The 21352-nt window shown below is 41.0% G+C and carries 19 protein-coding genes and 1 pseudogene; 1 reads left to right on the top strand and 19 read right to left on the bottom strand.

Annotated features, from left to right (window positions below):
• Window positions 1-6: 6 nt before the first annotated feature.
• The 8 genes and pseudogenes from A4H00_RS07970 to A4H00_RS07935 form a co-directional block, all read right to left on the bottom strand.
• Window positions 7-524 (bottom strand): annotated as a pseudogene (locus tag A4H00_RS07970) (GNAT family N-acetyltransferase).
• Between the two features lie 9 nt (window positions 525-533).
• The gene (pheS, locus tag A4H00_RS07965) at window positions 534-1580 is read right to left on the bottom strand and encodes a phenylalanine--tRNA ligase subunit alpha (protein ID WP_067089143.1); all 1047 of its coding nucleotides are present in this window, start codon (window positions 1578-1580) and stop codon (window positions 534-536) included.
• Window positions 1581-2019: 439 nt separating this feature from the next.
• A complete protein-coding gene (locus A4H00_RS07960; protein ID WP_067089139.1) occupies window positions 2020-3744 on the bottom strand; it encodes a glycoside hydrolase family 3 protein in 1725 nt (574 codons plus the stop codon).
• Between the two features lie 39 nt (window positions 3745-3783).
• Window positions 3784-4581, bottom strand: a complete 798-nt coding sequence (locus A4H00_RS07955) for an HAD family hydrolase (protein WP_067089135.1) — start codon at window positions 4579-4581, stop codon at window positions 3784-3786.
• A gap of 2 nt (window positions 4582-4583) precedes the next feature.
• On the bottom strand, window positions 4584-5423 hold the full coding sequence (locus A4H00_RS07950; protein WP_067089132.1) for an SDR family oxidoreductase: 840 nt from the start codon (window positions 5421-5423) through the stop codon (window positions 4584-4586).
• Window positions 5424-5434: 11 nt separating this feature from the next.
• Window positions 5435-6529, bottom strand: coding sequence for a mannonate dehydratase (uxuA, locus tag A4H00_RS07945; RefSeq protein WP_067089126.1), 1095 nt, complete (start codon window positions 6527-6529; stop codon window positions 5435-5437).
• Window positions 6530-6542: 13 nt separating this feature from the next.
• A complete protein-coding gene (uxaC, locus tag A4H00_RS07940; RefSeq protein ID WP_067089121.1) occupies window positions 6543-7943 on the bottom strand; it encodes a glucuronate isomerase in 1401 nt (466 codons plus the stop codon).
• A 1-nt stretch (window position 7944) separates the two neighbouring features.
• Entirely contained in the window at window positions 7945-8565 is a 621-nt protein-coding gene (locus tag A4H00_RS07935) for a bifunctional 4-hydroxy-2-oxoglutarate aldolase/2-dehydro-3-deoxy-phosphogluconate aldolase (RefSeq protein ID WP_067089118.1), read from the bottom strand.
• Between the two features lie 334 nt (window positions 8566-8899).
• Between A4H00_RS07935 and A4H00_RS07930 the strand changes: the two genes are divergently transcribed.
• Complete coding sequence (locus A4H00_RS07930) at window positions 8900-10102, top strand: IS110 family RNA-guided transposase (RefSeq protein ID WP_067089113.1); 1203 nt, start codon at window positions 8900-8902, stop codon at window positions 10100-10102.
• A 223-nt stretch (window positions 10103-10325) separates the two neighbouring features.
• Here A4H00_RS07930 and A4H00_RS07925 read toward each other — a convergent pair whose 3' ends face one another.
• From A4H00_RS07925 to atpD, 11 genes are all read right to left on the bottom strand, one after another.
• A complete protein-coding gene (locus A4H00_RS07925; RefSeq protein ID WP_067089108.1) occupies window positions 10326-11039 on the bottom strand; it encodes a FadR/GntR family transcriptional regulator in 714 nt (237 codons plus the stop codon).
• Window positions 11040-11084: 45 nt separating this feature from the next.
• Complete coding sequence (gene uidA, locus A4H00_RS07920; RefSeq protein WP_067089105.1) at window positions 11085-12884, bottom strand: beta-glucuronidase; 1800 nt, start codon at window positions 12882-12884, stop codon at window positions 11085-11087.
• Window positions 12885-12901: 17 nt separating this feature from the next.
• The gene (locus tag A4H00_RS07915) at window positions 12902-13930 is read right to left on the bottom strand and encodes a sugar kinase (RefSeq protein ID WP_067089103.1); all 1029 of its coding nucleotides are present in this window, start codon (window positions 13928-13930) and stop codon (window positions 12902-12904) included.
• 66 nt (window positions 13931-13996) lie between these two features.
• Window positions 13997-15541: an MFS transporter gene (locus A4H00_RS07910; protein ID WP_067089098.1), complete on the bottom strand. Its 1545-nt coding sequence runs from the start codon at window positions 15539-15541 to the stop codon at window positions 13997-13999.
• A gap of 214 nt (window positions 15542-15755) precedes the next feature.
• On the bottom strand, window positions 15756-16217 hold the full coding sequence (locus tag A4H00_RS07905; RefSeq protein ID WP_067089094.1) for a GNAT family N-acetyltransferase: 462 nt from the start codon (window positions 16215-16217) through the stop codon (window positions 15756-15758).
• 8 nt (window positions 16218-16225) lie between these two features.
• A complete protein-coding gene (locus tag A4H00_RS07900) occupies window positions 16226-17056 on the bottom strand; it encodes a DNA/RNA non-specific endonuclease (RefSeq protein WP_067089091.1) in 831 nt (276 codons plus the stop codon).
• Window positions 17057-17192: 136 nt separating this feature from the next.
• Window positions 17193-17387, bottom strand: coding sequence for a DNA-directed RNA polymerase subunit beta (locus A4H00_RS07895; protein ID WP_067089086.1), 195 nt, complete (start codon window positions 17385-17387; stop codon window positions 17193-17195).
• Window positions 17388-18662 carry a UDP-N-acetylglucosamine 1-carboxyvinyltransferase gene (murA, locus tag A4H00_RS07890; protein ID WP_067089081.1) on the bottom strand — a complete coding sequence of 425 codons (1275 nt, stop codon included), beginning with the start codon at window positions 18660-18662 and terminating at the stop codon, window positions 17388-17390.
• 71 nt (window positions 18663-18733) lie between these two features.
• On the bottom strand, window positions 18734-18964 hold the full coding sequence (locus tag A4H00_RS07885; RefSeq protein WP_067089076.1) for a DUF1146 family protein: 231 nt from the start codon (window positions 18962-18964) through the stop codon (window positions 18734-18736).
• Window positions 18965-19336: 372 nt separating this feature from the next.
• Window positions 19337-19753 (bottom strand): F0F1 ATP synthase subunit epsilon, encoded by a 417-nt coding sequence (locus A4H00_RS07880; RefSeq protein WP_067089073.1) that lies wholly within the window; start codon window positions 19751-19753, stop codon window positions 19337-19339.
• Window positions 19754-19762: 9 nt separating this feature from the next.
• Complete coding sequence (atpD, locus tag A4H00_RS07875) at window positions 19763-21169, bottom strand: F0F1 ATP synthase subunit beta (RefSeq protein ID WP_067089069.1); 1407 nt, start codon at window positions 21167-21169, stop codon at window positions 19763-19765.
• Between the last annotated feature and the right edge of the window lie 183 nt (window positions 21170-21352).

Raw genomic sequence — 21352 nt, 5'->3', positions numbered from 1 at the left:
ACTTCCTCATTTTTCTTCTCTGATCCGCTTTTTCAGGAGCCAGTCAATATCTACTGTATCTCCTGTCACATATTCATGCTCACTAAAGCGCTCAAATCCATACTTGAAATAAAAATTTGTGCCTTAAAATTCTTCTCCCAAACTCCTAGCCAAGCCCAGGTAAACTGACCTGCTACTGCCTTTTCAAGAGCAAATTCGAATAAGGCCTTTCCCAAACCATAACCTTGGTGGGACTGCAAAATATACAAACGTTGAATTTCAAACGCATCTTCTAGTTCATGCTCGGTCTGGGCATCTCCCCAATTCACCTTCAATAATCCAACTGGCTGCCCTTCATGAAGGACAAAGTAATGGGCTGATTCTGGATTTTCCCATTCTTTTTCCAAGGTTTCAAGTGCCAAATCATGGGTATAGAAATACTCCAAATCAGCTTCTTTGATAAAGGCCCCAAAAGTTTCGCGAAAGGTTTGCATGGCCATTTCACGGAGCAAAGGTAGGTCTTTTTTCTCAACTACACTAATCATCGCAACACCTTACTTGAATTGTTCAGAAAAACGGCTATCCCCTTGGTAGAAGCCACGAATATCATTGATTCCATAACGAAGCATGGCAATCCGTTCTTGACCTAAACCAAAGGCAAAACCAGAATATTCTGTTGGATCAATGCCACTCATTTCTAACACGTGTGGGTGAACCATTCCTGCCCCTAAAATCTCAATCCAACCAGTCTTCTTACAGACATTACAGCCATCTCCGCCACACTTAAAGCAGGATACATCCACTTCAACGGACGGTTCTGTAAATGGGAAATACGAAGGACGTAAGCGAATCTGACGATCCTCACCAAACATTTTTTTGATAATCATCTCAAGCGTGCCTTTTAAGTCACCCATTGAGACATTTTTTCCGACAACCAAGCCCTCAATTTGGTGGAATTGATGACTATGCGTTGCATCATCTGTATCGCGGCGGAAAACACGCCCTGGAGAAATCATTTTGAGAGCACCCTTTGAAAAATCATGCTGGTCCATGGTCCGTGCTTGTACAGGACTGGTATGGGTCCGCATGAGAATTTCCTCAGTAATATAGAAAGTATCTTGCATGTCACGAGCTGGGTGATCTTTTGGCAAGTTCATCCGCTCAAAGTTGTAATAGTCCTTTTCTACTTCAAAACCATCGACAATCTGGAAGCCCATTCCTAAGAAAATATCTTCAATTTCTTCACTCGTTTGGGTCAAGACATGACGATAACCTTGTTTGACACTTCGGCCTGGTAAGGTTACATCAATTGATTCTTGAGCTAATTGTGCCTTAATCTTTTCTGCTTCGACAAGGACTGCCGTTTCTTCAAAAGCCTTGGTCAAGACGTCACGAACTTCATTGACCTGTTTTCCGATAATCGGCTTCATATCATTCGAGAGATCCTTGAGTCCTTTCAATAAGTCTGTCAAAGACCCTTTTTTTCCTAATACAGCAACCCGTAAGTCTTGTAATTCCTTGGCATTTTCATAGCGAATCTTTTTCAATTCATCCAGTGTTGATTGTCTTAATTCAGCTAATTGTTGTTCAATTGTTGACATATTTCCTCCAAAATAAAAACGCATGACCACACCCAATCGGAGCGTTGTCACGCGGTACCATCCGTTTTCATTTGCAATACTGCAAACCTTTATTTGTAAGTCCATGTGCAAGTGAATTCGACCTATTTTCACTGAATGAGCTTCCAGTCACGGCTCATCTCCCTAGACAGTTTCCCTAGATGTACTAGTCTTGCAGACTTCTATTCAATTTTATAGTCGTTTCGTTTTCATTTATTACGTCGTTAACTCGTCTTGCCTAACCTAAGTTATACCTGCGATTCGTTGCCTAGTACTAAATCAAAACGAAACAGCTATACCCCGTGAAAATCAGCAGACAGGCTGTTAATTTCCTCTGAGCACTACTTTCATTCTAGCAGAATTAGGAAGATTTGGCAATACTAGAAAACTCCTCTCATCAAAATAGAGGAGTTTTTGCCTACTATAATTTTGCTTGCCATTTTTTAGCCCAAACATGCTCATTTGGAAGACCTTGAAAATCAGCTTTTCCTTCCAATTTATCGATAAGAGCTTCAATCGTATTTGCATTATGGTGATAAGCATTGATAGCTGTCTTCACCATTGTAACATCATGCAAATGGGTCGTGTAATTTAATGACACAAATACAGTTGGAACTTCATGGACATACCACGGGACTTCATTTGCCATAGCTGTCTTCCACTGAATACGATAGTTATTTTGCGCACCGTAGCCTACAACATTTGCAATGGTCAAGGCCAAATCTACTTCTTCACGATAGCCTAGCGTAGAGCCTTTAATGCGACTATTCCCATCATTGACGGTGACCTCATAACCTCGGCGTTCAAGGGCAGCCTTAATCGTTTCAACGACTTCATCACTTGCTGCCATAATGCCACCTTTTTCTCCTTCAAGGTAGTAGAGGCGAATACGGCGGTGGGTTACAGGACTGATTGGCAGATTTTTCTGCGTATCTTTTAACAGCGTAATAGCCTTATCTGCAGCTTCTCTTTGCCAAGCCAAATGTTCCTCACAACCAATAACAGCTAAGTCTTCTGCTGTTTTTAATAGAGTGCCTTCTGCCTGCTTGACATGCAGATTTAATTTTGCTTTGAGCCCCAAAATACGGCGGACAGCATCGTTCAAGCGTTCTTCAGAAATAATCCCCTTGCGGTAGCCATTCAGCATAAATTGGAAGTCCTCGTCCATATCATTGAAGAAAAGGAACATATCACAACCTGCGGCAATGGCTCCTGGTACATAATCTTCCCTGCGCATAGCAGCGGTCATTCCTAACATATGACTGGCATCCGTAATCACTAAACCATTAAAATCAAGATTGGTCTTCAACAGTCCATCAATCAATTCTGGTGCTAAGGTTGCTGGTAAAATATCCTCGTCCTTGAGATTTGGATTCAATTGTTGTTGATAATGGGGAAGAGCAATATGACCAGCCATAATCATTTCAACGCCACGTTCAATATGATGCCGATAGACTTGACCAAATGAGGCTTCCCACTCCTCTGGCGATAACTCATTGACACCTAATACTAAATGCTGATCTCGTTCTTCTGTGCCATCGCCTGGAAAATGCTTAATACACTGAATGACATCACGCTCTGCTGTTAAACCATCTAAATAAGCACTCGTATAGGTGATTACATCTTCTGCAGTTGTTCCATAGGCACGAGTATTCACAATCGTGTTGCGCCAGTTCTTTAAAATATCCACACAAGGATCAAAATTAACATTGACACCCAGTGCTGTTTCTTCTCGAGCAGAGACCAGTCCTGCTAAATAGGGAACACGGGTATCACGACTCGCTTCTGATTGTGCACCTGAGGAAATATAGGTCCCACCTTTTACTGCACCATCTCCCCCAGAATCACAGTTAGCAGCTACAAGCAACGGAACTTTAGAATAGCTTTGCAACTCATTAATCAACCCTTGAACTTGTTCAGGACTACCATTCATATAGCGGGCGCCTCCAATATGGTATTTCTCGATAATCTCTTGGTTTGTCAAGGTATTTCCACTAAAGGCATCTCCACCAAAAAAGAACAAATTGACAAATAATTGTCCAATTTTTTCTTCATCTGTCAGACCTCCTAAGGTCGATTCTACCCACTCAATCTGATCGTCACTTAACTGATATGGTTTTTTACGTAAATCAACTATTTTTGCCATTTTACTTCTCCTTTTCATTTCAAAAATTTAAAAAGCCTTCTAGCTCCCTAAATTCTTCCAAAATTGGCCAACCAATTCCGCTTCTAATTCCTTCGTCCACTCATTCTTCAGCAACTTCTGGCTATGAGTCTGTTTTAGACCTTCCCATGAAGCCGCTTCTTTCCCAACTAGAATCGGATAGAAATGAACACCATTTTGTGTTGCAGCTGCTAAATCACCTGGAGAATCTCCAATCATTAAGATATGATCCTGAACATATCCTTGCTCTACCAAAGCAGCAATCACATCCTCTTTTTTCCCACGATCCTGACAGTATAAGTCATCAACAAACTCTAATAAACCTTGAGCTTGCCATTCTTCCTCAACTGCCTCCTTATTAGCTGATGAAACAACGAAGACTTTTCCATACTTACTCAACAACCCTAATACTTCACGTACTCCTGGAAAAGCAGCTACTGGACCACTATAATTTTTAATCGCTTGGTTCACTTGCAGTGACCACTCTAACGCTTTCACTAAGTCTTTTGATTGGTCTATCTTTATAGCTTCTTCTAATGAGCTATTCGACAAAGAAGAAGTCGTTTCGACCCAATTGATTAAGCTTTCAATACCAGTTACCCCAGCATATTTCAACCCTTCCACTAAACCTACAAAGCGATTAATGCCTCGTGTTCTAGAGTAGAGATTCACACGATTCCATTCTGCCAAAAAGGATTTTCTATCTTCAATTTCAAACACATCTGCAGCCAATGGACCGAAAAATAGCTGATGCTTGTAGGTCATCGTATCCATAGCACAGCCGTCTGAGTCGATACAAAATATGTACTCTTCTTTCATTGCTACACTCCTGAATAGGCGGAAAAACCACCATCAATCGGTAAGACCACACCATTGACAAAGCTAGCTAGATTTTCATCTGCTAGGAAGAAGACTCCGCCCACCAATTCTTCTGCTTCACCGAAGCGTCCCATTGGCGTATTGGTTAAAATTTTGTGAGCACGAACCGTTGGTTGACCATTTTCATCAAAAAGCAATCCGCGATTTTGATTTGTTACCAAGAACCCTGGTGCAATCGCGTTGCAACGAATACCCACTTTAGAAAAATGGACTGCTAACCATTGAGTAAAATTACTAATCGCTGCCTTAGCTCCAGAATAAGCTGGAATTTTTGTTAGAGGCGTAAAGGCATTCATACTTGAAATGTTAATGATATTTGCTCCTGCTCGTCCAACCATATCTTGCGCAAAAACTTGTGTTGGAAGTAAGGTTCCCAAATAATTCAAGTTAAAGACAAAATTGATTCCACTTTCATCCAAATCAAAGAAGGTCTTTGTATCACTTGGTAAATCTAGCTCATGGAACTCATTGTCTGTCGTCGCTTTCGGATTATTCCCTCCAGCTCCATTGATTAAGATGTCTGTTGGACCAAAATCAGCCAGTATTTGTTGACGAACTTCTTCCAAGTTCTCTTTTGACAGAACATTTGATTGGTAGGCCTTTGCTGTTCCTCCTGCAACTACAATATCATCGACAAATTGTTGAGCCGCTGCTTCATTCAAATCGAGCAAAGCAACTTTGGCACCTGCTTTTGCAAATTCTTTTGCTAAATAGCCGCATAGAACACCTCCTGCGCCTGTGACTACTACCACTTTATCTTTAAATTCAATGACTTTTGACATGGCATTTCCTCCTATTTTTGGCCTACTGTCTTTGTTTTAATCCCAAAATCTGGTACTTTTCCAGCTGCTCTCATATTGGCTTCATAAAGACCATTGAAATAGGTTGCTCCTAAAGCTCGATCATAAAGTCCATAGCCTGGTGTCTTGGTCTGATCTCCCCAAATACGGCGACCATGGTCAGGACGCAAAGCACCTTGCCAATCATAATCAACCAACAATTTCACAACCGCATTCATATCAATATCACCAGCCTGTGACAGATGAGCTGTTTCTTGGAAACCCCAATCACCTGCTGTTACATTGCGAGTATGCATAAAATTAATCCGATTACGCTTCAAAGCATACTCAGTCATGGCAATGACATCGTTTTTCGGATCAGAAGCATAAGAGCCGACACACATGGTAATCCCATTCGCTGGCGAATCGTACAAGCCAAGGAAACGCTCAACAGCCTCTTGACCCGTAATGATACGTGGAAGTCCAAAGATACCATACGGTGGATCGTCAGGGTGAATCGCCATTTTTACACCAGCAGCTTCAGCAGTTGGCATAATCGCTTGAATAAAATAAGCTAGATTTTTCCATAGATCTTCTTCTGACACATTGTGACGATAGTTTTCAATAATCGCCTTCATCTCATCTTTTGAGTAAGAAGAATCCCAACCTGGCAAATTCAAATCATCTGCCACAGGATCTACCCCTGCTAAATCTTCTTTTAAGAAAGCAAGCGAAGTAGAACCATCAGGAAGTGGATGATGCAAATCAGAGCGAGTCCAGTCAAATACTGGCATAAAGTTATAGCACACAACAGGAATTCCAGCTAAACCTACATTCTTAATGGATGTTTTATAATTCTCAATCAACTCATCCCGATTCGGTTTGCCTTGCTTAATGTCTTCATGAACAGGAATAGACTCAATAACGGTAATTTCGAGACCTGCATCTTCTACCATTTTTTTCAATCCCAAGAGCTTTTCCAACGGCCAAGCCTGACCAACAGGAACATCATAAACTGCTGTGACAATCCCCTGCATACCTGGGATTGCTTTGATTTCTGCTAAACTGACGGGATCATTTTTCCCGTACCAACGAAAGGACATTTTCATCGTGCTACCTCATTTATTTTTCAAAAAATTTCTGTGCATTAAAATACGAAATCTCTTGGACAACTTTTCCTAGCGCCTGATAATCTTCTGGCACTTCCTCATCAACTATCCATTGCCCAACATAAGACGCTAAGATTCTTCTAAAGTAATCATGCCGTTGATAAGACAAGAAACTTCTAGAATCCGTTAACATACCCACAAAATTTGCGAACAGTCCTTGCTCTGCATAGGCGTTCATTTGGTCAATCATACCAAGCTTGGTGTCATTAAACCACCAACCCGCTCCAAATTGTAATTGGCTTCTAATTCCTTTTTCATTTGCTTGGAAATTCGCCAAGGTATTTGCCAAGGCAATATTATAAGTCGGGTTCAGATTGTACCAAATCATCTTTGGTAACCAATCCCTTTCCACCAAATCATCTAGCAACTTGTTCAAATGACTGGTCAAGGCTGTTTGATCCCCAATTGAGTCAACTCCTATATCCGCACCAAGGCGTTGGAATAAGGCTGTATGATTATTCCGCAACGCTCCAAAATGGACTTGAGTGACAAAACCATGCTGTTTATACAAGCGACATAGTTCTCTAAATAGACCTGTCTGCCATTTTCTCACTGCTACTAAACTTGGAGTCTTTCCTCCTCTTGTAGCTTGTAAAATCTCATCGAGCTCTTCTTTGCTGGCTGGTTCAAAACAAATCTCTGTAAAACTAATATCACTTGCTAGACAGCCTACTTGTGCAAAATAGGCAACGCGATCAGCAAGCCCTGCAACAAAGCTATCAAAGTCCGAAATCGAAAAGCCTGTTTTTTCTTCTAATCGACGGACAAAATCTCCAAAGTTTCGATGTTCGACAAAGGCTTCATCTGGTCGAAAAGTCGGTGCCACAATGGTGTCAAATCCTTCTTCCTCTGACAACCGTTTATGCCATTCTAAATCATCTAAAGGATGATCGGTAGTCCCAATAAAGGTCACCTTAGAGTCCCTAATCAACTTTCTCGGACTGACTTTTTCATCCTTTAAAAATCTATTCAACCGCTCATAGAGCTCTTCTGCATTTTCCTCTGTTAGCAGTTCCGTTACTCCAAAGACTTGCTTTAATTCCAAGTGACTCCAATGATAAAGTGGATTGCCGTACGCTCTGCTGACTGTCTTAGCCCAAGCCTTAAATTTTGTTAATTTAGAAGCTGATCCCGTAATTTCTTCTTCTGGAATACCATTTGCTCGCATTAGGCGCCACTTATAGTGGTCACCACCTAGCCACAAATCGACAATATCCTCATAAACTTTATCCTCATAGATTTCCTTTGGATCTAGGTGACAATGAAAATCATAAATAGGGAGATGTTTAATCTGATCATACAATTGATGAGCAGGTTGATTTTTTAACATAAAGGACGAATCATTAAAAGCCATCTTATTCCTCCACTGCTTCTACAAAAGAGCGTGCAATCTCTGTAACACTCTCATAGCCTAATTCAGCTACCTTACTTGCAAGAGCTGAACCAATCCCAACAGCACAAGCTCCTGCCTTCTTCCAATCTGCAACATTTGCAACAGACACCCCACCTGAAGGCATGAGATTCACTTCAGGAATTGGCCCATGAATATCTTTAATAAAATTAGGACCTAATACACCACCTGGAAATAGCTTAATAATCTGGCAGCCAGCCGTCTGTGCAGAAACAATCTCAGTTGCTGTCGCACATCCTGGAAAATAAAAGACATCATGTTGAGCAGCTAAGTCCTGAATCGCTTCTGAAAAATGCGGACTTACTAAGAACTTCGCTCCAGCATCAATCGCCGTCTGAGCTAAATCAGTTGTCATGACTGTTCCCGCCCCGACTATAACGGATAAATCATCTGAGAACTCTTGAACCAACTCAGCAATGACCTGAGCTGCATTTGGCGTAGAAAAGGTAATTTCAATATTTTTGATTCCACCTAAAATAGCATGCCGAGCAATCTCAAGCGCATCATTCTCATCTTTTCCACGGATAACAGCGAAAAAATAATTTTCTTTTAATTGTTTTAACATGATTTCTCCTCTCGTTAGAAAACGCTATCACTATAAGTATAGTATATAATTCATCAGATGAATTGTCAAGAAAAATCCTTTAAAAAACAAAAACATACTAAGATTAGTAGTGAGGAAATCTCCGACGGGAGAGAGTACTCACTACTTTTTCTTTATGTTAAAGTAGAGGTGTCTTGTTAAGTCGCGGGGTGTTTTGACGCTAGACGTCGTAACAAAAACTGGCAAGACACCTGTTTTAGAGAGAATGTTATCAAAGTATGTGGGACGCTAGACGTCGCGTATTGAAAATGGCATCACTAAAATAAGGAATCAAACAAGACAAAGAGGTAATATCATGCGTACAGTATTTGGGATTGATGTGAGTAAAACAAGTTCAGAAGTGGCAATTCTAGTCAACGGTGAGAAGGTTCATGGCTATACCATGCCTAATGATGCTATCGGCTTCACTCGGTTGTTGGACGATTTGAAAACTGTCCACACCCCTGAGATTGTCTTTGAAGCGACAGGTGTCTATTCTCGTCGTCTTCAGGCTTTTCTTGAGGACAATGGCTACGCCTATACTCGTCTCAATCCGCTGGAAGCTAAGAAGCAATTGGACAGCCTACGTGTCCGTAAAACCGACAAAATTGACGCTGAAAAGTTAGCACAGTCTCAGTTTGTACTAAATCGAAAGTCAACCTATGTCCAAAAGGAAATCTATCAACAGCTACGTGATTTAAGTCGCTTTTACCAGAATCTGACAGAAGATATTGTCCGTACTAAGAACCGTCTCCACAAGGTGCTGCAGGTCACTTTCCCTGAGTTAGAAAACCTCTTATCGACACCAACTGGTGAACAGTACTGGAACTTGGTGATCGCTTTTCCATCTAAAGAATTTGTGTTAAGTTTAACTCAAAGTCAGTTAATCGATAGCATTCGTCAATCTACGACCAAACGCATTTCCGAAAAGCGTGTCGAGTATCTGGCTGATAAATTGACAGAACTCGCCAAACAGTCCTATTGTGCTGTCAAGAAAACCTCTCCAATGATGGAAGAGGTCCGTTACTATGCACAAGAACTGTTAAGGCTATCTAATCGGAGACAAACTGTTTTGGATGAAATGGTCACATTCGCTCAACCATTACCAGAATATGAAATCCTTCTCTCTATTCCTGGAATAGCGGAAACTACAGCGACATCTATTATTGGCGAGCTTGGGGACATCCGCCGTTTTCAGTCTGCCAATCAAATCAACGCCTTTATTGGGATTGACCTGAGACACTATGAATCTGGGAACTTCCTTGCCAAGGAACATATCACCAAACGCGGGAACCCTTACGCAAGAAAGATTCTCTTCAAATGCATCCACAACATCGCTGCAGCTAGTCACACGAATCCCTGCCATATCGCAGATTTCTATGAGAAACGAAAAAGACAATCGCAGATGACTTCAACTAAGCCACACACGATTGCCTCTATCCATCGTCTCATCAGGACGATGGATGACCTCATAACGCATAACAAACTTTACGATTATACTTCAACCCAAAATCAGTAAAGTGATTATGCCATACTATTCTAACATCTTATTTTTAAAAAGGCTAGATAAGGTGTTCCTTTTGTGTGCACTTTTATCGCTCCTTAGCACAGAAAAAGAGGGCATTAACCGACATTTAGCGATTGTCCTCAAAATATTTTCGCTTTAAAACCTTGTTATACTTGACAAATGGTAGAAAAAAGTCTCCAAGAAATCCTTGAAGACTGATAAATCGATTTATTTTTCATTCAGAATGTAGACCATGAATAGTCAAATCTTTATCAAACCATTCTGTCAAAACAGCTTGTCTAACCGCAACTATATGGGCTAACATGCTATCATAAGCTGCTAACGGATGTCGTTGCTTGATTGCCGCTAAAATATTACGGTGAGCTTTTAGGCTATCTTCTTTCATCTGACGATTTGTGTAATTTTCATTAATTAAATGAATTGATTGATTGATGACAGGTAGCAAGCTGGTCATAGCAATATTACCGCTCATTTCCGCTAGCATGCTATGAAATTGCACATCTAATTCCAAATGGGCATCATCTCCGCGATGAACCGCATCCTCAATAGCATAGACGATTTCTTCCAAGCGCACAACATCTTCAGCTGAAGCAAACTGAGCCACCCTCTCCGCAATCCGTGGTTCTAGTAAATAGCGTAGTTCAAATAAATCAGTTGTTAATTTAACCCTATCACGTACTAAAGAAAAACCAAGCGGATCTTCAGATACTCCTTTTTTCGAACTAATATACGTCCCAGACCCTTGACGTACTTCTAAAATATTGCGAGTTGCTAAACTTCTGACTGCTTCACGAATCGTTGAACGTCCCACTTCTAAATCTTGAGCCAGTTCATACTCGTTTGGCAATTTATCTCCCACACGATAGCCACGTTCTAAAATTAATTCTAACAATCGATCTGCTGTTTTTTCGACTAACGGTCTTGACATGTCTTATCCCCCCTTGGAAAAAGTTACTTTCCACACCATTATAGCTTATTTTGACTTATAATGGTAGTCAGGAATCGCTAGCCAACGCTTTTTAAATTCACGAACAACCTGTTTTGGTTCGCGATTTCGTGAAAAGAGCCCCTTGTGATTTCCTTTCACACGAATCAACATCACGTTTGTTTCAAAATCAGCAAAATTCCAAACCTGTTCTCCAACTAAATTTGAAATTTCATCAAATACACCATGATTCATCGCATAGTAGTCAATTTGATATCCTTCTGTATAAGGAATGTCCCACATTGAATGCAAGCCAGGCAAGGTATCTGCTCCGTACTCAGTAATGAGGATTGGCTTATCTGGATACAAGGATTGCCATGTTAACAATTCTTCTCGAAGACCTTTTTCTGCTTTGGATAAATCGCCATGATGAACATACCAACCATAATAGCGATTCAAGGAAATCACATCTACTAAATCCATAACCTGATCCTTATCAGGAGTTGCCATCATAATGTTCACCAGTGTAACTGGTCTATGTTGCGGATCTGTTTCTCTCATTCGCTCAATGAGGGGTTTAAAGTAAGCCCTTGCTCCGTCCTCATGGCTGGCAGGCTCATTTGCAACAACCCACATCACAACTGACGGATGATTTTTATCTCGTGCAATCAACTCATCAATGACCTGTTCGTGCGCTTCTTTTGTCTGCATCAGCTCCCATGTATTGCGTTGTTTTTCACCATCTCCTAGTAAGTCTAATGCCGCACTGAATTGCTGGAATAATCCAACAGCTGGAACTTCATCAATCACGACAATTCCCATTCTATCCGCTAAACGCATCATCTCCTCAGAATAAGGATAGTGCGATGTGCGGAATGAATTGGCCCCAATTTCTTTTAACAAATTCAAATCAATCAGATTCGCAGCTTCATTTAAGCCACGACCGTTGATATAGGTATCTTCATGCTTTCCGAATCCTTTAAAATAAAATGGTTTCTGATTGATAAAGAACTGGCCGTTTTCAACTTTGACACTACGTATTCCAAACGATTCTGTATAGGTATCTACCAGTTCACCTTTCTCCCATAACTCTACACGTACGCTATAGAGATAAGCATCTAGCACCTCCCAAAGGCGAGGGGATTGAATATGAAGTTGACCATCTTCAAGCCTTCCAACTACTTGTTTATCCTCAGCAAAAATAGTCATTCGCACCTCTTCTACAGGTGTGACACTTTGAACGTCTACTTTGACTACAGCTTCTGATAAGTCTTCTGACAATTGAGTTGTAACGATGATATCTTTTATATGATTTTTAGGACGAGTATAGAGATGGACATTGCGATGAATGCCCGCATAATTGTAAAAATCAAAATTCTCAAGCACTTTTTTCCGAACAGAACCATCTTCTTGCACTTCTTCAACATAATTTCCAACAGGCAAGGTTGTATAGTTCAATTCATTATTGACACAAACAGTTAGGCGGATTGTTTCTTCCTGATAGAGTTCTTCTGGGACAACAAACTCAAATGGTGTAAACCCACCTTTGTGCTCACCCAAGAATTGCCCATTCAAGTAGATTGCCCCATGATGAGTTACCGATCCAAAACGAATCACCAATTCCTCTTTGCTATCCAGACGAGGAACAGAAAACTCTGTCTCATACCAGTTGTCACCAATATAAGATCGTTTGTCTTTATCAACCACAACATCATTAAAAGATGTCGGAACCACCATGACCTCATTCGTTGAAAGCACTTCTTGCGGAGAATGAGCACCCTGCATGAAGCGCCAAACACCATTTAAACTATGAACCGCTCTTGATTTTGTACTAATAGGATATAACATAGTTACCTTCTTTCTTTTTATCTTTTTATTTCATAGGAGTCATGAGCCAACAAGTGCTGAATATCTAAAGGAGTAATCATGTTGACATCTCCTTCTATCGTATGCTTAAAGACAAAACTTGCCATGGCTGTATCCAATACTTGCTGTCCTTCTTGACCCATTAAACAACCATAAATAATTCCTGCTGTAAAAGCATCTCCGGTTCCAACACGATCCAAGACTTGAATCGTTTCTTTTTCCGTTTCATACAGGGTTTGACCCTCATATAAGAATCCTTTTAAGCTATACTCATTCGAATAGCCCATTTCGCGCTGGGTAAAAGCAATCGCATCCAATTGATAGCGTTCCTCAATTGATGCTAGAACTGTCAGCAAATCCTCTTTATTTTCATATGGTGGTTTTAGCTGTAGTTCATCTTTCAAATCGCGACCAGTTTCATCCAAGAGTAAAATAGGCTCCAAACCGATACAAACATTAGCCAGTTCAATGAGAGGAGCTAATTTCTCTCTTGCTTCGGCAAAGGAATTCCATAGACTTGCCCTATAGTTCAAATCAAATGAAATTTTTACCCCTTTTTCTTGGGCCATTTTCATCAATCGGTAGGTCAATTCATAGGTGTCATCATTCAAGGCTGCTGTGATACCACTCACGTGAAACCAATCTACTTGCTCAAAGACTCCTTCTAATGGATAATCAGGATAGCTTGCCTGTGAAAAAGAAGAAAACTCCCGATCATAAATCACCTGACTAGCACGAACAGAAAAACCTTTTTGATAATAATAGAGTCCCAAGCGCCCTTGGTGCTTGATCAGATAGTGTTGTTCAATTTGACGAGCAAATAAGAAATGCTCTGCCATTTTTCCAAGCTCATTATCAGGAATCGCTGAAATCAATGACGTTTTATGTCCTAACTGAGCCAGGGTTGCAAGTACATTTAATTCCGATCCTCCGAATTGACATTCCAAACAACTAGCCTGAAGCATTGTCTGATAATTTGGTGGAGATAAGCGCAATAATATTTCGCCCAAACCGACTACTTTCTTCATTTCTTAGCCTCCTGAAAAAATTAGCCCAGCTTATCATTGCCAGGCTATCATTATTCTAATAGTCTCTTATTCTTCCTCAACTTTATATTTAGTGACATCAACATAATCCATATCTGATAGCGGTACATTTTTCGCAATCGCTTGGACTCGTTCTTCGTCTTTCGCTGCTTTCATGACATGAATTTTCTCTTGGACTTGTGCCATCGTCACTTGATCCAATGTATAGAACTTCATAAGGAATAAGGAAATCAACAGCATCGCTGCTGGTATAAATACAAGCAAGGTAATAATCGCACCTTTCAATGCAGGTGACAATGGCGTTTCTGCTGTCGGATAGGCCTTAGCAAAACCAATTCCTGCCAGAACAAAACCAACTACCATTGGAGCAAATGAAGAAGCAATCGAATCTGTCAATGAGAAGATTGTCCCAATCATTCCTGATACATAACGGCCTGAAACAGATGTCTCATAGTCAGAAATATCTGCCCCCATTGTCAAGACTAGTCCAGAAGGAGCTGTTGCAAAGTACCGTAACGCATATAGGACAATAAAGGCTACACTGTATAGATTCCATTTCACGAAATCGAGTGAACCAGGGCCTCCAAAATGAAGCAAGGTTCCAAGTAGAATCATCACGATAATCCCAATCTGCAAGGAAGTAACGTAGGCTTTACGCAAACCTTTTTTCCGTGCAAGAGTTGCAGCTGCAACAATAACCAGAATATTTGGAATCACCATCAATCCTGAAATCACTCCTGAAAGTGCATAATTTCCAAATAAAATACCGAACAACATAACAACAACGACAGAATCACTCAATAATTGGGCAACAAATTTTACAAGGGCTGCTGAAAGCGATAGAACTTGCAACGGACGATTGCCTTTGATGATTTTCCAATAATCTTTGAGGGTTGTTTCCTGTGTTTTTTCTTCACCTAAACCAAAGTATTTTTTATTATCTTTTTGCCAAATACCAATAACTGATAAGACTGCTAGCACTGCAGAAATGCAAATAACACTCACCATTAACTCTGCAAAGAAGCCTTCTGTAAATCCTCCATGTTTTGGAACAAGATAGCTTGAAATCACAATTTGACTACCTGAAAAAAGAATGGCAGTCATGATTCCATCCACAATATTAAAGATTGGACGTTGCTTTGGATCATTGGTAAGAGCTGTTTGACCTGCTTTAGTAATCGTCTGTTGCAAAGAATAGCCAATTTTGTGAATGAGCAAAGCGACAATAAACAAAGGCATTGTCATCGCACTTCCAAAATGATGAATATTGAACAAGAATACAAACGATAGGGCAGTAATAATATTCCCCAATACTAAGATAGGACGGTATTTCCCAAATTTAGTATCTGTCTTATCAATCAAAACCCCAATCGCAGGATCAATAAATCCATCAAAAATACGAATATACCCCATCAATTGACTAACAAATAAAACAGCTAGTCCTAGGACACCCGTTGAAAAATACGTTACAAAACTAAAAGCTACTAGATAAATATTTGTAGATGTATTGTTGGTCGCAAATAAAATAATTTGCCACAATTTTGCACGATTATAGGTCACATCAGCTGTTCTTTGTTCAACTGTTTTGTCCATTTGAAAATCTCCTATTTTCTATATTTTTCCACAACATTATTTGAAAGCGCTTTTGTTGTACCTTTATTGTACAATTCATCTGATGTATTGTCAACTATTTTTGCGTATTTTTTCTAAAAAAGGCATTTTAGGGAAAAACAAGCCAAAATACATCTGATAATTAACAAAAATAGGTCAGAGGACTTTCAAGTCTTCTGACCACTTCCTTCTCATATTATAAATCTCGTCTATACGAATAACCTTTTTCTGTCTCCCTTTGAATCTCAAATCCGCAAGCAGTAAAACATTTCTGGGAAGCAACATTATCCTGATAGATTTCCCTGACGTGTAGCTCGGAATAGCCTCGTTTTTTAGCCTCTGCGACTAGAGCTTGAATAATCTTTTTCCCAAGCCCTTGTCCCCGGTAGGCTGGATTTCCAATCACAATTGGCACATCATTCTGTGAAAAGGTGACATCTCCAATTGCCTTCCAGCCCGTTTCCTCTTGGGCTTCAATCGTGTAAAGCTCACCTGCTTGATCCAAATAAGCATACATTCGCTGTAATTTTTCAAGACTGTAGCTTTCCCTCACTCCATCTACAAGATAAACCACTTCTTGATCCTGATACCAAGCAAGAGCTTCGCTATCATTTGGTTTACCACGCCTTAGGCGCAGTTTTTCTTCAATCTCAATCATCACATCTCCTACTGGTTAAGATGAATCTTCCCACTGTAATAATCAATAACTAAGCCCTGCTGGACATTTGGGACAAAAACATTAAACTCCAGACTGCCGTCTGCTGCTTTCGCTTCCAAATGACTTCCTACTGGCACTAAATCTTCCTGCGATTGATAGATCAATGTCACTCGATACCGTACCCGCTTATTTCGATCTAAGGCTCTACGTACCTGTGTTTCAAAATAATTTTGACCTGTCGCATCTGGGCGATTGGATTGGTTGGACCACGCAGTCTGGACGGCTATATTTTTAGGGTTACTGGTTGAAGCATCGTACCCTTTTAACCCACCAACTAAGGAATAAGCTAATAAGTGCCCTCTATCAATGGCATGGTTGTATTCCCCTTCTAAATGCCTTACTTGATGCCAGCCAGCCGGTTTCCAGCTGGTCGAGCCATTTCCTGTCTCCTCCCGCTTTTGATACTGACGGGTTGCCTTACTTAAAAGAGCATTTGCGACCGTTGGAACAACTTTCCCTTGAGCTATCTTGGTCTTATTATCTGCATATGGTACACTTGCAACAGCAGCATCGAGATCTGTTCGATTGCCATTCATCACAAAGGCTCCTGCACCATTGTAGACAAGGTCAGATCCCAACTGAGCCCGCACCGTGTCCGTCAAAACGGAATGTGCTAGCTCTTCTGAAGGCCTAGATGCAGCATTTTCTACTCTAGTAACTGGTCGATGAGATACGGTCGAAGTTCCTTCTGCCCAAAAATAACCACCAGCCACCAGTAAGAAAGTGATCACTAGGCTAGCTAGACTCATACTCTGTTTTTTTGTTTTTTTCCTTGCCATATTACTCCTAACGAAATCTACAGTGAAAGAGGCTGAACCATCATACTCAGCCTACTCATCTTCTTAACTTGAACTGTTTTCTATTCTGATGACTGGACCAAACCAGCCTATCCTAGAACATGACAGTCACCGATAACTATTTTCCCGTAAATTTACCAATCAATTCCTGCCATTTTTCAGGGGATAAAATAGCCCAAATATTGCTACCATCTCCAATGACACCATAACCAACCATGAGTCCAATTGCAAAAATAATCAGTGCCAAGAGAATCACAAAGAGAATCAATAGTATTTGATTGCCAACAAAATGTAGATTTTCTTTTTGATCCATCTATTCTTCTCCATTAATGCGTTCAATATCTGCCCCTAAGGCAGCCAATTTCTCATGGAAACGGTAATACCCACGATCCAAATGTGTTAATTTTCCAACAGTTGTCACACCTTCTGCTACGAGCCCCGTCAGAATAAGAGCAGCACTGGCTCTCAAATCTGTTGACATGACTTCTGCTCCCTGAAGCGTATTACCACCGGTAATAATAGCCGTATCACGTAAAATATCTGAGTGCAAATCCATCCGACGCAACTCTTCCAAATGCTGAAAACGATTTTCGAAAACTGTCTCAATCATGGTTGATTCACCCTTAGCCACAGCCATTAATGCTGTAAACTGAGCCTGCATATCAGTCGGAAAACCTGGATGTGGTAAGGTCTTGACCGTCACAGGTTTCAATTGTTCCACAGATGACCGAACTCGAATCCCCTCATCTTCCTCCCTGACATCAATACCCATTTCCTGCATTTTAGAAATCAAGGGACGATTGTGCTCCCAAATCGCATCTTTAACTAAGACATCTCCACCAGTCATGGCCGCCGCAACCATAAAGGTTCCTGCCTCAATTCGGTCTTGAACAACCTGGTGTTCTGCTCCATGTAGACTAGAAACTCCCTTGATACTAATCGTTTCCGTTCCTGCTCCCTTGACTTTGGCTCCCATTTTATTAAGGAAAATTGCCAAATCAACAATTTCAGGCTCCCGCGCTGCATTTTCAATGACCGTAGTCCCCTCAGCTAGGGTAGCTGCCATCATGAGGTTTTGGGTTGCGCCCACACTTGGAAAATCCATGTAGAGATGGGCTCCTTTCAAGCGCTCAGCTCTTGCTTCAAGATAACCCGCGCGCTGATGAATCTCTGCTCCCATTGCTTCCAAACCTTTTAAATGCAAATCAATCGGACGACTACCAATCGTGCAACCCCCAGGCATGGACACCTTGGCATAGCCATTGCGAGCTAAGATAGGACCCAATACAACGATAGAAGCCCGCATTTGATTGACATATTTATAGGGCGCTTCGCTTCCCAATTCGCCTTGTGCGTCAATCAAAATCTCTTTCTTATCTTGATCAAATGCAACGCTTACTCCTAGCCCATCAACCACACGATTCATAGTGAACACATCCGATAAAATCGGCACATGTAGCAAACGTGACTGGCCTTCACTTGCTAAGATTGTTGCAGCTAATAGGGGCAAGACTGCATTCTTAGCTCCTTCAATGGTCACTTCACCTTTTAGGCGAGTATTCCCACCTCTGACAATAATTTTATCCATTTACTCTTTCCTTTTTCTATTATCTGCTCATCCACAAACACAGCTAATTCCGTTTCTATTTTTATATCCTTCTAGCGGAGAGCTTCTGTTAGATTGCGGCTGATGGATAAGATATCCAAAAAGAAAGCAGAGACCAAGTAGCCTAATGCAATCGCCACAAATACAATAAATAGCTGAATTTTCTTTTGATTTTCTGCCGTCCCTTTTACCACCTTCGACCAATCGACTACTGACAACAATAAGTAATGGGCAAGATAGATAAATAAAAGATGACTACAAACCGTTACCAATGATTTAACCATGCTTTCATTATACCAAAAATTTCTAAAAATTCGTATTTTGAAAACATCCTGTGCACTCGAGCATGGAAAAGAGGCTGAAACAAAAGTGTCCAGCCCCGATTCCTTTATAGATTTAACAGTTTGACGCATATCAATAGTCAGGGGAGTGACTATTGATACCTGAGCCTAGAAATTCAAAAGCGAGGACTGTCGGGTTTGTAAAACGTTGATAAATCAACATTCTACAAACCGCGTCAACCTTGCGGGGTGAGAGTAAACGAATCCAGTAGATTCGTTTAGCCCGAACTTAGAAATAAAGGAGTGAGGATAATCGATTTCTGCGAAATACCGATTTTTATCTCACTCCCTCTACAGTATTCATTTCTTCTACGATTACTTTTGACCAACACGAATCCGGTTAATCGCACGTTGAAGGGCAATTGCTGCCCGTTTTTCCATGTCAATATTGTGAGCGCTTTGTGCTTCTTCAAGTTCTTTTTCCGCACGTAGTTTCGCACGCTCGGCACGGCTGACGTCAATATCACGTGCCCGTTCAGCCGAATCAGATACAATGGTAATCAAATCTTTTGAAACTTCAATAATACCGCCGTTGACCGCAATCCAATCCACATGATTTTCATCATCGATCCGGCGCACCTTGATCTCATCAATCGCTAGCACAGCAATCAATTCAACGTGCCCAGGATAAATCCCTAGCTCGCCTTCCGTTGTTCGAACGAGTACGAAAGCCGCATGGTGATCATACCGAATACCGTCTGGCGTTACAATTTGTACGGTCATTTGTGCCATAAAACACCTCTAAAATCTCATCTTGGCTGCTTTTGCAATCACATCATCAATTGAACCAACATTACGGAAGGCGTCTTCTGGTAATGTATCATGCTTACCGTCCAAGATTTCTTTAAATCCACGTACTGTTTCAGCAACTGGTACGTATGAACCTGGCATACCGGTGAATTGCTCTGCAACATTAAAGTTTTGTGATAAGAAGAATTGAATGCGACGAGCACGACCAACCAAGGTCTTTTCATCATCAGACAATTCATCCATTCCCAAGATAGCAATAATATCTTGTAACTCTTGATAGCGTTGCAAGACGCGTTTTACTTCCATAGCGACCGCATAATGCTCTTCTCCAACGACTTCAGGTGCCAAGGCACGTGAACTAGAGGCGAGAGGATCCACGGCTGGATAAATTCCCAACTGTGTCAATTTCCGCTCCAAGTTGGTGGTTGAATCCAAGTGTGCAAAGGCTGTTGCTGGTGCTGGGTCAGTGTAGTCATCTGCTGGAACATAAATCGCTTGGATAGATGTTACAGAACCTTTTTTAGTTGAGGTAATCCGCTCCTGCAATTGTCCCATTTCAGTTGCTAGGGTTGGTTGATATCCTACAGCTGACGGCATCCGACCCAAGAGGGCAGAGACTTCTGAACCTGCTTGCGTGAAACGGAAGATATTATCGATGAATAATAGCACATCCTGACCTTCAACATCACGGAAGTATTCTGCAATCGTCAAGCCAGTCAAGGCAACCCGCATACGAGCACCTGGTGGTTCATTCATCTGTCCAAACACCATGGCTGTTTTTTCAATAACACCTGATTCTTTCATTTCCCAGTAGAGGTCATTCCCTTCACGAGTCCGCTCACCAACACCAGTAAATACTGAAATACCACCGTGTTCTTGAGCGATATTGTGAATCAATTCTTGGATAAGAACCGTTTTACCAACACCGGCACCACCAAAGAGACCGACTTTCCCCCCCTTCAAATAAGGAGCTAGGAGGTCAATAACTTTAATACCTGTTTCCAAAATCTCTGTTGCAGTTGATAATTCATCAAATGTCGGAGCTTTTTTATGAATCGGATGACGTTCTACTGTCTCGTCAAATGGCGTCTCCAAGTCAATCGTATCACCTAGAACGTTAAAGACACGACCAAGCGTTTCCTTCCCAACAGGGACAGAAATGGGATGTCCAGTGTCGAGAACTTCCATTCCACGAGTCAAGCCATCTGTTGATTCCATAGCAATGGTTCGAACAACACCATCGCCTAGCTCCAATGCAACCTCAAGCACGACTTTTTGTTTTGATTCATCGTTCTTATAAACGACAAGTGCGTTGTTAATCTCAGGAAGCTTATCATCAGCCGAAAATGCCACATCGACAACCGGCCCAACAACCTGAGTAATTTTGCCTGAACTCATTTTTTCTCCTTTATACAAGATACAAAGGACGTAAAGAGCACAGTAAAAATAGGAGATTGACGATGTGTCCGATGAACACAAGGAAATCTATCTTTTTTACACAGCTCTTAGTCCGTGTTCAATTTATTAAGATATGAGAGCGTTTAAAGCACACAGTGAAAATAGGAAATCTGACGAAGAGTT

The sequence above is a fragment of the Streptococcus marmotae genome, assembly GCF_001623565.1.
Classification (GTDB): Bacteria; Bacillota; Bacilli; order Lactobacillales; family Streptococcaceae; genus Streptococcus; species Streptococcus marmotae.
This window is presented reverse-complemented; position numbering and strand designations above follow the sequence as displayed.